Annotated in this window: 10 protein-coding genes and 1 pseudogene; 1 reads left to right on the top strand and 10 read right to left on the bottom strand. The window is 74.9% G+C overall.

What is annotated here, in order from left to right:
- On the bottom strand, positions 1–818 hold an 818-nt coding region (locus D6718_08505), incomplete at its 3' end, for a hypothetical protein (protein RMG45100.1).
- A 92-nt stretch (positions 819–910) separates the two neighbouring features.
- Here D6718_08505 and D6718_08500 point away from each other — a divergent pair.
- The gene (locus D6718_08500) at positions 911–1,894 is read left to right on the top strand and encodes a glycosyltransferase family 2 protein (GenBank protein ID RMG45099.1); all 984 of its coding nucleotides are present in this window, start codon (positions 911–913) and stop codon (positions 1,892–1,894) included.
- Between the two features lie 494 nt (positions 1,895–2,388).
- Here D6718_08500 and D6718_08495 read toward each other — a convergent pair.
- The 9 genes and pseudogenes from D6718_08495 to queC form a co-directional block, all read right to left on the bottom strand.
- Positions 2,389–3,273, bottom strand: a pseudogene (locus tag D6718_08495) (hypothetical protein).
- A complete protein-coding gene (locus tag D6718_08490) occupies positions 2,820–4,676 on the bottom strand; it encodes a sodium:proton exchanger (protein RMG45098.1) in 1,857 nt (618 codons plus the stop codon). The pseudogene D6718_08495 and the gene D6718_08490 overlap by 454 nt, the downstream one beginning before the upstream one ends.
- 9 nt (positions 4,677–4,685) lie before the next feature.
- Positions 4,686–5,942 carry a HEAT repeat domain-containing protein gene (locus D6718_08485; protein ID RMG45097.1) on the bottom strand — a complete coding sequence of 419 codons (1,257 nt, stop codon included), beginning with the start codon at positions 5,940–5,942 and terminating at the stop codon, positions 4,686–4,688.
- On the bottom strand, positions 5,939–6,991 hold the full coding sequence (locus D6718_08480) for an arginase (protein ID RMG45096.1): 1,053 nt from the start codon (positions 6,989–6,991) through the stop codon (positions 5,939–5,941). Before D6718_08480 ends, D6718_08485 begins: the two co-directional genes overlap by 4 nt.
- Positions 6,988–7,974 (bottom strand): hypothetical protein, encoded by a 987-nt coding sequence (locus tag D6718_08475; GenBank protein RMG45095.1) that lies wholly within the window; start codon positions 7,972–7,974, stop codon positions 6,988–6,990. The genes D6718_08480 and D6718_08475 overlap by 4 nt, the downstream gene beginning before the upstream one ends.
- A gap of 76 nt (positions 7,975–8,050) precedes the next feature.
- Entirely contained in the window at positions 8,051–9,163 is a 1,113-nt protein-coding gene (locus D6718_08470) for a tRNA guanosine(34) transglycosylase Tgt (GenBank protein ID RMG45102.1), read from the bottom strand.
- A gap of 26 nt (positions 9,164–9,189) precedes the next feature.
- Positions 9,190–10,254: a tRNA preQ1(34) S-adenosylmethionine ribosyltransferase-isomerase QueA gene (gene queA, locus D6718_08465; GenBank protein RMG45094.1), complete on the bottom strand. Its 1,065-nt coding sequence runs from the start codon at positions 10,252–10,254 to the stop codon at positions 9,190–9,192.
- A gap of 5 nt (positions 10,255–10,259) precedes the next feature.
- Positions 10,260–11,723, bottom strand: coding sequence for an SLC13/DASS family transporter (locus D6718_08460; protein RMG45093.1), 1,464 nt, complete (start codon positions 11,721–11,723; stop codon positions 10,260–10,262).
- Positions 11,720–12,397 (bottom strand): 7-cyano-7-deazaguanine synthase QueC, encoded by a 678-nt coding sequence (gene queC, locus D6718_08455; protein RMG45092.1) that lies wholly within the window; start codon positions 12,395–12,397, stop codon positions 11,720–11,722. Before queC ends, D6718_08460 begins: the two co-directional genes overlap by 4 nt.

Genomic DNA, 12,397 nt, shown 5'->3' with positions numbered 1-12,397 from the left:
GCCTCCTCCCCGCCGCGCTCCCTGTCCATCGCCGCCAGCGAGGCGGCCGCCGCGCTCAGGCGTTCCAGCACGGAAGCGGGCGGCTCCCCGCCGCCCGCCACCGCCGCCTCGATCTCTTCCTTCGCCTGCCACAGCTCGGCGAACAGGCGCGCGCGCCGCCGCACCTCGTCGAGCGAACCGTACCGGCGCACCATCGCCTTGGCGGTCTTCTCGCCGATGCCCGGAACCCCGGGGACGTTGTCGGTCTTGTCCCCCATCAGCGCGAGCACGTCGACGACCTGCTCGGGACGGACCCCGAACAGCTCCTCCACGCCCTCGGGATCCAGCATGCGGTCGTCCTTGGCCGGGTTGAGCACGCGCACGGGCCCGCCGACGAGCTGGTAGAGATCCTTGTCCGAGGTCACGATGACCACGTCCAGGCCGCGTTCGACCGCCTGCTTCGCGAGCGTGGCGATCACATCGTCCGCCTCGTAACCCTCAGCGGTCAGCTCGGGCCAGCCCAGGACGCGGCAGGCCTCGCGGGCGATCGGGAACTGCTGCACGAGTTCGGCGGGCGGCTCCGGCCGATTCGCCTTGTAGGCGGCGAACAGGTCGTCTCGGTGCGTGGGCCCCTCCAGGTCGAACGCGACGCCGAGATGCTCCGGGCGGCGCTCGCGGACGATCTTGCGGACGGTGTTGACGAGGCCGAGGACGCCCGAGGTCGGGGTGCCGTCGGGCGCGGTCAGCCGTCCGATCGCGAAGAACGAGCGGAAGACGGTGTAGGTGCCGTCGACCAGGTAGACGGTCGCACGGCTCCGGTTGTCCCGCGCGCCGCTCACCCCGCGCTCCTCCCCGCACGGCGACGCGCCGTGCGCCCGCTTATTGTAAGGGTGGAGGCCGCACCGGCGGGCCGGGCGGCGGCGGAGCGTGGATGGAGCTGACGGTCGTCATCCCGTGCCGGGACGGCGGGACGCGTCTCGAGGAGACGCTCGACGCGCTGGCCGCCGCGCGGCCGCCCGCCGGAGGCATGGAGGTCGTCGTTTCGGACGACGGGAGCCGCCCCCCGCTCGCGCCGCGCCCCAGACCGGGGCTGCCGATCCGGGTGGTCCGCAGCGAGACGCCCCGCGGGCGCGCCGCCGCGTGCAATCGCGGTCTCGAAGCGGCGGCGGGCCGCGTGGTGCTCGTCCTCGACGACGACATGACCGTCTCCCCGGAGACACCGGCCGGCCACGCCGGCGCTCATCGGGAAGAGCTTCCTCCGCGCGCCGTCGTGGGGCGAATCGATCCGGATCCGCGCTGCTTTCGAGGGCCGTTCGGGCGGTTCCTCGCGGAGGAGGAACGGCGCCGGCACGACCGGCTCGCCGCCCGGCGGGAGGACGTCGCCTACACCGACTGCCTCACGGGCCACTTCTCGGTGCTCCGGCGGGTCCTGCGCGACGCGGGCGGCTACGACGAGGGGTTCACCGGCTACGGCCTCGAGGACATCGAACTCGCCTTCCGGCTCCGGCGGGCGGGCGTGCCGATCGTCTACCGCCCCGAGCTCGCCGCCCGGCACCGGTCCGCTCACGCCGGTTTCCGGGAACACTGCCTGCGCCACCTCGAGGTCGGCGCGATGGCGGTCCGGTTCGCGCGGGCTCATGACGATCCCGGCGTCCGGGCCTTCCTACGGGTGGACGGCATGGACCCGCGGGCGGAGCCGAGCCGGTTCCGGCGCGCGATGGCGCGGGCGCACCGCCTCGTGCGCCGATCCCCCGCCGGGCTGCGCCCCCTCTTGCTCCTCGGCGGCCGGGCCGCGGCCGGGGTCCTGGGAGTCACCGGCCCGGTGAAGCTCCGTCACGCCGTGTATCACATGGTCCGCGACATGCACTTCGCCGCCGGTGTCGCCGGCGCGCTCGAGCGCGGCCGCTCGACCTGACCCGAAGGCCGCCCCCTCCCCGCTCCGCTCGCACGGGGCCCGCGCCGGGAGGCGAGCGCGATGCCCGCGACCACCAGGGCGGTTCCGGCGAGCGTCCGCGGGGTGACCGGCTCGCCGAGGGCGAGCGCGCCGATCGCCACCGCCGCCACCGGTGTCGCGTAGGCGACGAGGGCGAGGCGCGACGCCGGCATGTGGAGCAGGAGCCAGTAGTAGAGACTGAACGTCACCGCCGACCCGACCAGCGCAAGGTAGAGCAGCGCGCCGACCGACCGGCCGTCCAGGACGACGGGGCGGCCCCTTTCGACCGCGAGCGCGACGGCCGCCGCGATCGCCGCGCCGATGGCCATCGGCACCGCGGAGATCGACAGGGGGTGCACGTCGCGGCCCCACCGCTTGACGGCGACGTTGGCCACCGCGGAAGCGAGAGGGGCCAGGAGGAGCACCGCGGCCGCGAACGGAACACCCGGCCCGCCGAGCGCCGTCAGGTCCTCGGAGAAGATCGCCGCCACACCCGCGAAGCCGGCGGCGAGCCCCGTCCAGGCGGCGGCTCCCAGCCGCTCGCCGGGGAGGAAGAAGTGGGCGAGCACGGCGACGAACAGCGTGAAGGTCGCGAAGATCACGGCCGCGAGTCCCGAGGGCACCCATTGCTCGGCCCAGTAGACGAGGCCGTACGACACGCCGTAGCTGAGCAGGCCGTTGACGAGCCACAGCCTCCGCTCCCTCCGCAGGCGGCCGAGCGGCACTCCGAGGGCCCGCCCGGCGGCGAGGAGCACGGCGGACGCGATCGCGAAGCGCAGGGCGACGCCGGTCATCGGCGGGATCCCGGCGAGTCCGATGCGGATCGCCGCCCAGGTCGTCCCCCAGATCGCGACCAGCGCGGCGAGGGCGGCCCCGCGGAGCCACGGTCCGGGTCGATCGAACGCGTTCACTCGGCCGCGGTCCCCGCCGCCGGCGCGAAGCCCGCCTCCCTCAGCCAGGACTCCGCCTCCTCGCGGCGTTCCTTTTCTATGGCGAAGACGACCCGGGTTCCCTCGGGAATGTCCTCGAGCCCCGCGGCGGGAGCGGCCTTGCGGCCGCGGCACACGGCGAGAGGCACCAGCGGGGCCGGACTGTCGAGCGACGCGGCGGAGGGCTCGATCCGCGCGGCGGCGACCCAGGTCTCCACGGAGACCTCGCCGCGCTCCGCCAGGCGCGCCCACCGGTCCAGCGTCCGCGGGGCTCCGAACAGGACCTTCGCGTCGAGGTCGTGCACCATGCCGGGGCTGACGCTGCCGTGGCCATGGCGCAGCGCCACGTAGAGATCGGGGCCGCGGGCGATCTCCCGGACCTTGTCGGCGAACAGCAGGTTGACCTCGTCGTTGGGCGTCACCGCGACGCAGCCGGCGCGCGTTTCGACCTCGGCTCTCAACAGCGTCCGCTCCTCGAGCGCGTTGCCGAAGACGACCGGGAAGCCTCCGTCGAGGGCGTCCTGGGCGGAGTCCGGGTTGGCGTCGACGAAGACGACCGCCTCGCCCGCGTCCCGGAGCGCGCGCCCGAGGAGCAGGCCGAGCGGGTTGGCCCCGAGCACCAGCCATCCCTCGCGCGCCGGACGCCTTAGACCGAGAAGGCCCGCGACGACGCCGCCGGTCAGGCCGGCCAGCGTGACGGTGATCGCGATCACGAGGAAGACCAGCGCCTGCAGTCGCGGGCCGCCGGGGATGCCCGCGGCGTCGAGCTCCTGGGCGAAGAGGGAGGCCACGGCCGCCGCCACGATCCCGCGGGGAGCGAGCCAGGCGAGGAGGACCCGCTCGCGCCACGGCGTCTTCGTGCCGGCGGTGGCCAGCAGCACCTGCGCCGGACGCACGACCAGGACGAGGGCCGCCACGGTGGCGGCGGCGCGCCAGCCGAGCGCCCGCACCTCCTCGAGGCGGACGCCGGCCGCGAGGAGCACGAACAGCATGCCGATGAACATCACCGTCAGCTGCTCTTTGAACTCCTGGAGATCGCGCGAGACACGCGTGCGCACGTTGCCGGTGACGAGCCCGGCCGCGGTGGCGGCGGCGATGCCGCTCTCCGGCAGGAACGAATCGGAGAGCTGGAACAGCAGCAGCACGAACGAGAGCGTGAAGACGTTGGCCAGCCCTTCGGGCACCACCCGTCGCGCGCGCAGGGCGAGCGCGAGGAGCGCTCCTCCCGCCCCTCCGATCGCCACCCCGGCTCCGAGCCGTCCGGCGCCGCGCCCGAGGCCCGCCAGGAGGGACGCTCCGGAGGGTGCCAGCGCGACCTCGAGCGCCACCATCGCCGCCACCGCCCCGATGGCGTCGATCAGGACCCCTTCCGCCTCGAGCACGGTGGCGACGTCCCGGCGGATCCTCAAGCGTCGGAGCAACGGGGTGACGACCGTCGGGCCCGTGACGATCACCAGCGAGCCGAACAGCGCCGACAGCCTCAGGTCCCACCCCATCAGCAGCCGGGCCGACAGGGCACCGCCGACAGCGGTGACCAGCGCCCCCACCGTCACCAGACGGCGGATCACCCGGGCCTCGCGCATCAGCCGGGCGAGGTTGAGGTTGAGCCCGCCTTCGAAGAGGATCACCGCGACGGCGAACCCGACCAGCGCCGGCACGGCTCCACCGAGCCGGCGCGGATCGACCAGCCCGGCGCCGTCCGGGCCGATCGCCACTCCGGCCGCCAGCAGGAGGACGATCCCCGGCACGCGGAGGTGGCGGGCGATGGCCTGGGCGGCCATCCCCACCGCGAGCGCGATCGCGAGGATCAGCGCGCCGCCCGGCTCGCCGTGCATCCGTCGCGCTCAGGGCGCCGCGGCGGCCCGGTGCTGCTGCTCGAGCAGGCCGAACGCCGCCTGGATCGTGTGCGCCCAGTTCGGGCTTTCCAGCCCCTCGGCGAGGAGCGCGCGCGCCGGCTCGCCGTCGAGCCGCGCCGCTCCGCGGAGCGCCTCGAGCGCCGCGGTGTAGGCGGCTCCCTCCTGCGCCTCCCGGCTCGCCTGCCAGGCGGCGCGGAAACCCTCGAGCGCGCCGTCGCCGCCGCGGTCGGCGAGCGCCGTCACCGCGACCCGCCGCACCTGGGCGCTCGCGTCGCCCGCGAGGCGGACGAGCCAGGCGGTGACGTCGGTCCCTTCCGGCGCTCGCGCGAGCGCCTCGGCGGCGCGGTAGCGCACCTCCTCCCGGTCCGAGGCCACGGCGGCGTCGATCGCCTTCCGCACCGCGTCGTCGAGCACACCGGCGCGGAGAAGCGCGCCCGCCGCCTCCACGCGGCCGACCGGATCCTCGGCGGTCAGGTAGGTGCGCAGCTTCGCCACCGCCTGGTCCCCTCCCAGGCGCCCGAGCGCCCGGATCACGGCGATGACGTTCTCGCGGTACCGGGCGTAGGGGAGGATCGCGGCGACGTCCTCCGCGCCGCCGATCGCACCGAGCGCTTCGATCACCGGCGCCCGCCGCTCGCCGTGCTGGGCCTTCAGGGCGCCGCGGAGGACGAGCCTGGCGCGATCGTCTCCGGCCGCCTCGAGCGCGGCCGCCGCGGCGGCCACCTTGACGCCGTCCTCGGAGTTGATGTCCCGTTCCGCTTCCTCGGCGCAGACCCGCGAGCCGATCGCGGCGAGCGCGGCGCAGGTCTCGGTGTCCAGGACGCCCTCGGCCGTCCGCCGGGCCTTCTCGAGCAGCTCGCGCCCGCTGCCGTCGCCGAGCCGGGCGAGGGCCCGTGCGGCGGCGCGGCGGACGAGTTCGTTCCCGTCCTCGAGCAGCGGCCGGATCCGATCCGTTGCACCGGGCGTTCCCCACCGCGCCAGCGTGGCGACCGCTTCGCGCCGCATCTCGAAGGACGGCGAAGCGAGCGCCTCGTCGATGAGGGGATCCGCCTCTGGAAGGCCCGGGTGGTCGGCGGCGAGCGTCAGCACCAGGACCTTCAGTTGCGGCCCTCCCTGCCAGGCCTCTTCGATCTGCCGCCGCGCCTCGGCCACCTCGCGCGGCTCGCCCGGCCCGCACGCGACCCCGGACGCCGCGAGAAGCGCGGCGGCGGCACCAGCGATCGTCCGCTTCACGTTTGCGTTCACGGTCCCGCTCCCTGTTGCCGGTGCGCGAGGGCGACACCGGCGATGAGGTAAAAGGCCTTGGCCGCCACCAGCCCGTCCAGGCGGCCGGGGCCGATCTCCACCAGGTCCGCCCCGACGATGCGGCGCGACCGCCCCACCGCCGCGACGAGCCCGACGAATTCCCGCCAGGTCAGTCCGCCCGGAACGGGCGTGCCGGTGCCGGGGCACAGGGCGGGCTCGAGCCCGTCCATGTCGAGGCTGATCCAGACGTCGGGGGGCAGGGCCTCGATCACCTCGGCCACCACGTCGTCGTATCGCCTCCCCGCCGCCAGCGCCGCGCCGATCGCCGCGTCGGTGAACCAGACGCAGCGGCCCACCGCCTCCTCGCGCGCCCTCGTGTCGGCCGGCGCGATGTCTCGGAGGCCCACGGCGACGATCCTCTGCACGCCCTCGATCGAGAGAGCGGCGTGCATCGCCGCGGCGTGGGAGGTCGCCATCCCTTCGTAGCTCGGGCGCAGGTCGGGGTGGGCGTCGATCTGGAGGATGCCGATGCCGGACCGGCGCTCCGCCGCGGCGCGGAAGGCGCCCACGCTCACCGCGTGCTCTCCGCCGAGAACCACCGGCAGACGCTCCGTGGCGAGCAGTCCCCGGCACGCCCGGTAGACCCATTCCTGCACAGCGCGCCCGATCGCGTCCGCTCTGGCCGCCGCCGCCGCATCCCCGTTCCGCGCATCCGCCACCGCGGCCCGCGCGGAGCGCGACGCCCGCCGGATCGCCGGCTCCTCGTCGAGCGCGCCGATCCCGGCGGCGTACGGTTCGCCCGCCACCGGATCGTGCAGGTCGACGTCCCTGGAGGCCTCCACCAGCGCGCGCGGGCCGTCCGCGGTGCCCGCCGCCCCGGAGCAGGTGGCTTCGTAGGGAACCGGGACGGCGACGACGCGGCACTCCTCGAGCGGAAGCCCGAGGTCGAACAGGCCGCGGTCGGCTCGTCCGGGGGCGTCCGGATCGAGCGGGCGCGGCGGTCGCGGGGGCCCGTCCGGAAGCCGCGGGGGCGGAATCGTCATCGTCATCCCTCCCGTCCCGGTTCGATCCGGTCGCCCGCCTGGATCGGTTCCCCGGGGGCCAGCTCGAGGTCGATCTCGAAACCGCCCGCCTCCGTCCGCCTCACGACGCCCGCCCGGGGAGGGCCGCCATGGCCCCCGGCGATCCGGACCCTCGTCCCCGGCGGCGCCGCCCACGGCCGGTCGAGCCGGACCTGCGCCCGGCCGTCCCGCTCGCGGACGGACAGGATCGCCGGCCCGAGTGGGGTGGCGGGGCCGTGCCACTCGAAGCGCGCCTCGCCGCTGCGCGGGATGCGGAGGTAGCGGTGCGTCGAGCGCCAGTCCGGAAGGACGAACAGCTCCGCCCCCGGACCGTCCCGCACGGTCATCTCGACGTGCAGGTGCCCGATCACCGCCGCATCGTAGCCGCGGGCGGCGATCCTCGCCGCATAGTCGCGCAGCCGGGAGGGAGGCACGTCGGTCTTCCTCGGGAGGTTCCGGTGGCGCAGCGCCCGCTCGATCCGGGCGCCCGCGGCGAGACCGGCCCGCGCGGGCAGGAGCGCGAAGGCACGGCGGACGCCGCGCGAGCGGATCAGCGCCCGGAAGGCGTGGCCGCGGCGGTCGGCCGGGTCGATGAGGTCGCCGTGGGCGAGAAGCCACCGCCGGCCCGCCCAGGGCGCCGCCGACACGCTCTCGGCGACCTCGTCGAACGCCCGCCCGCGCCAGACCCCGGCCGAGAATTCCCGGTTCCCTTCGATGAACGTCACCCGGACGCCGCCGGCGCGGAGCGCCGCGCAGGCGTCGAGCACCGCGCGGTGGTGCGGGAGCGTGAACTTCTCCTCGCCGAGCCAGAGCGAGAAGATGTCGCCGAGAAGGACGAGCCGGTCGGTGTCGCCGGCGCGGGCCGCGAGAAACTCCAGGAACGGCGCCAGCTCCGGATCGTCCGGCCCGACGTGCGCGTCGGCGACGACGACCAGATCGCGTTCTCGGTCGCAGGCAGCCACCGTCGTCATCCCCTTCCCCGCGCCTGCCGGCGCGGTCGCGCGCGGGGCGGGCCCGTACCTTACCGCGAAACGGCGCGGAGGCCCGTCAGCCCCCGTTTTCGCCGGCCGCGAGACGCGCGTGGAAGGCGCGGCGGAAGGCGTCGAACGTTCCACTCGCGATCGCCTCGCGCATCCGCCGCATCAGGTCGAGATAGAAGTGGAGGTTGTGGATCGTGCCGGCCCGGGGCCCGAGCATGTTCCCGGTCGTGTACAGATGGCGCAGGTAGGCACGACTGAACCGGCGGCAGACGGGGCAGGCGCACTCCTCGTCGACCGGCCGCGGGTCGTCGCTGTGGCGCGCGTTGCGCATGTTGAGCGTGCCGCGCGAGGTGAACAGCTGCGCCGTGCGGCCGTGCCGCGTCGGAAGCACGCAGTCGAACAGGTCGAAGCCGTGCGCGACGGCTTCGACGAGGTCCTCCGGCCGGCCGATCCCCATCAGGTAGCGCGGGCGGTCGCGCGGCAGGAGCGGGCCGGTGAGGGCCACCACCGCCCGGGCCTCCTCCCGCCGCTCCCCCACCGAGACCCCGCCGACGGCGTACCCGTCGAGATCGTGCGCGACCGTCCGCTCCAGGCTCTCGCGCCGCAAATCCTCGAACACCCCTCCCTGCACGATGCCGAACAGCGCCGCGGTGCGGTCCGACCGGGCCGCGACGGCCCGCGGGAGCCAGCGCAGCGTCCGTTCCATGGCCCGGCGCGCCTCTCCGCGGTCGGCCGGCGCGCCGGTGCAATCGTCGAGCGGCATCATCAGGTCCGATCCCAGCGCCTCCTGGATCCGGATCGCGGACTCGGGGGTGAGCCTCCGGCGGGTCCCCTCGACGTCGTCGTTGAAGACGACGCCGTCGTCGTCGATCGACCGCAGGCCGGCGAGGGAGAAGACCTGGTAGCCGCCGGAGTCGGTGAGGATCGGCCCGTCCCAGCCGCAGAAGGCGTGCAGGCCGCCCAGCCGCCGGATCCGCTCCTCGCCGGGCCGGACGTGAAGGTGGTACGTGTTGGCGAGGATGATCGACGCCCCGAGCGTGCGCACCTCGTCCGGAAGCAGGCCGTTGACGGCGCCGCGCGTGCCGACCGGCATGAACGCGGGGGTCGGCACCACCCCCCGGCGCGTTTCGATCTCCCCGCACCTGGCGGTTCCGTCCTCGGCCAGGACGGTGAACCGCAGCGGCCGCTCTTCGTCCGCCCTCGCCATCAGATCACCAGCATCGCATCGCCGTAGGAGTAGAAACGGTAGCCGCGCGCGACGGCCTCGCGGTAGGCGGCGAGCACCCTCTCCCTCCCGGCGAACGCGGCGACGAGCATCAGCAGGGAGGAGCGCGGCAGATGAAAGTTGGTGAGCAGCGCGTCGACGTAGGCGAACGGCCGCCCGCCGGGAGGATCGTCCTCGGCGGGCGCGATGAACAGTCGCGTGACGCCGCCGCCCGGCCGGGGTTCCCCGCCGGGAGCCGGCGGCCGGGACTCGAGCGCGCGCACCACGGTCGTGCCGACGGCCACCACCCGGCCGCCGCGCCGCCTCGTTTCGGCGATCGCCCGGGAGGCCGCCTCGGGAACGTCGTACCGCTCGCCGTGCAGTTCCACGTCGCGGGTGTCGGTCGCGGCGAGCGGGCGGAACGTGCCCTCGCCCACGTGCAGCGTCACCCGGGCGATCCGGACACCGCGCTCCTCGAGGCGCTGGAGCAGGGGCTCGCCGAGGTGAAGTCCGGCGGTCGGCGCCGCGACCGCTCCGGGAACCCGCGCGTAGACCGTCTGGTAGCGGACCCGGTCGCGCCCCAGGCGCGGGTCGTCGGGAGACCGCTTGATGTAGGGCGGCAGCGGCGGACGCCCGTGGCGCTCGAAGAGCCGCTCCGGGGTGAGCGGACCGTCGAACCGTACGAGGGCGCGGCCCTCGGGGCCGGGGGCCCGTTCGACGATCGCCGCGTTGCCGCCGGGCAGCTCGATGCGCTCCCCCGCGCGCAGCGGGCGCGACGAGCGGACCAGCGCCGGAAACGGGCCGCCGGCCAGCGGGTCGGTCACCAGCAGCTCCACCCGCCCTCCGGTGGAGCGGCGGCCGAAGAGACGGGCGGGGACCACCCGGGTGTCGTTGACGACGAGCAGATCGCCGGGAGCGAGCAGTTCCGGAAGGTCGGAGACGGACCGATGCGCGAGGCTTCCGTCCGACCGGTCGAGCACGAGCAGTCGCGCCGATTCCCGCGGCTCGGCGGGCTCCTGGGCGATCCGCTCCGGCGGCAGGTCGTAGTCGAAGAGGGAGACGTCCATGGCGGTCAGAAGAGGACCGGAGAAAGCGACTCGGTGAGCAGGGCGATGACCGCGAGGGCGATCGTGTTCGTCACGACGCCGGCCCGCACCATCTGGGGGATGGTGACATAGCCGGTCCCGAAGACGATCGCGTTCGGCGGCGTCGCCGCCGGCATCATGAAGGCCATCGAGGCGGCCAGGGCGGCCGGCAGCATCAGCCGCACCGGTTCGGTCCCCAGCGGGCCGGAAGCGGCGAGCAGCAGCGGGAGGACCATCGCCGTCGTCGCCGTGTTGGACGTGAACTCGGTGAGCAGCATCACGACCGCCCCCACCAGGACGACGAAGAGTGGGAGCGGGATTCCGGCGAGGGCGACCGCCGTGCCGCCGATCCGCTGGTCGAGCCCGCTCGCCTTGAATCCCTCCGCGAGCGCCAGCCCGCCGCCGAACAGGAGCAGGACCTCCCAGGGAAGTTCACCGAACACGCGGCGGTCGAGCAGCCGCCCCCCCTGCCCGTCGGGAAGGAGGAACAGCGCGACGGCAGCCGCGGCGGCGATCGCCCCGTCGTGGAGTTGCCCGGCGCCGACGAGCGCCTCCTCCCACAGGGGCCGCGTCACCCACGCCAGCGCCGCGGCGAGGATGACCGCGATCGTCCTCCTCCCGGCGGCTCCCATCGGCGGGAGGGCGGCGAGCTGCTCGCGCACGATCCGCCGGCCGCCGGGGAGCCGGTCGAGCTCCGGCGGGAACGCGCCGCGCACGAGCCACAGCCAGGCCGCCGGGAGCATCACGAGCATCAGCGGCAGCCCCACGGCCATCCAGCGGACGAAGGTCACCGGCACGCCGGTCTGCTCCTCGACGATGCCGGCGAAGACCAGATTGGGCGGCGAGCCGATCAGCGTGCCGACGCCGCCGATGGAGGCGGCGTAGGCGATCCCGAGCATGACCGCGGTGCCGAAGCGGAAGCGGCCCGGCGAGACGTCGGCCTCGGGGCTGCGGGCGGAGACGAGCGACGCCGCGTGTCCCACCAGCGCGAGGCCGACCGGCATCATCATCGCCGCGGTGGCCGAGTTGCTCACCCACATCGACAGCAGGGCGGTGGCCGCCATCAGGCCGAACAGGATCCGCGAGGGGCGCTCGCCCATCAGCGCCACGATGCCCAGGGCGAGCCGCCGGTCGATCCGCCAGCGGGCGAGGGCGCGCGCCATCAAGAACCCCCCCAGAAAGAGAAGGATCAGCGGATCGCCGTACCGCGCGCACACCTGCCGCGCCGGGAGGATCCCGAGAACCGGAAGGGCGAAGACCGGAACGAGCGCGGTGGCGCCCAGCGGAATCGCCTCGCTGATCCACCAGGCCGCCATCAGGAGGGCCACCCCCGCCATCCGCCGCGCCGGCTCGGCCTCGGCACCTCCCGCCGGGAAGGCCGCCGCGGCCGCGAACAGGGCGGCGCCGGCGATCAGTCCCACCCGGGACCTCCAGCTCGGGCCGGCGCTCATGACGCGTAGGGCACCGGGTCCTCGATCCCGGCGCGCCGGAAGGCCTCCCGCCGGAGCCAGCACGACTCGCAGCGGCCGCAGGCCACATCGTCGTTCCGGTAGCAGGACCACGTCAGATCGAAAGGCGCCCCCGCCTCCGCTCCGAGCCGAACGATCTCGTGCTTTCTGAGGCCGACCAGCGGGGCGCGGATCTCGAGCGAGCGACCCGCGCGCGTGCCGAGCTGCACGGCGCGCTCGAACGCCTCGAGGAAAGCCGCCCGGCAGTCGGGGTAGCCGGAGCTGTCCTGCTCGACCGCCCCGATGTACACCGCCCGCGCTCCGATCACCTCCGCCCAGGAGACGCCGGCGGCGAGCAGGTGGGCGTTGCGGAACGGGACGTACGTCGGCGGGATCCCCGGACCCGGCGGACCTTCCGGAATCGGCCGGGAGGGGTCGGTCAGCGCCGAGCCGCCGAGCTCGTGCAGGAATCGAAGATCGACGATCCGCCGCCGCTCGGGCGGAACGCCGAGCCGCTCCGCGATCGCTTCGAACGACCTCCTCTCCCGCGCCGCCGTCCTCTGGCCGTAGCTGGCGTGCAGGAGGGCGAGGTCGTGCTCGCGCGCCGCCAGCGCCGCCGTGACGCACGAATCGAGCCCACCGGAGAGGAGCACCACCGCCAGCGGCTTGCCGCGCAT

This window comes from Acidobacteriota bacterium (assembly GCA_003696075.1).
Taxonomy (GTDB): domain Bacteria; phylum Acidobacteriota; class Polarisedimenticolia; order J045; family J045; genus J045.
Note: the sequence above shows the minus strand (reverse complement) of the source record. Positions and strands in the feature narration are given on the sequence as shown.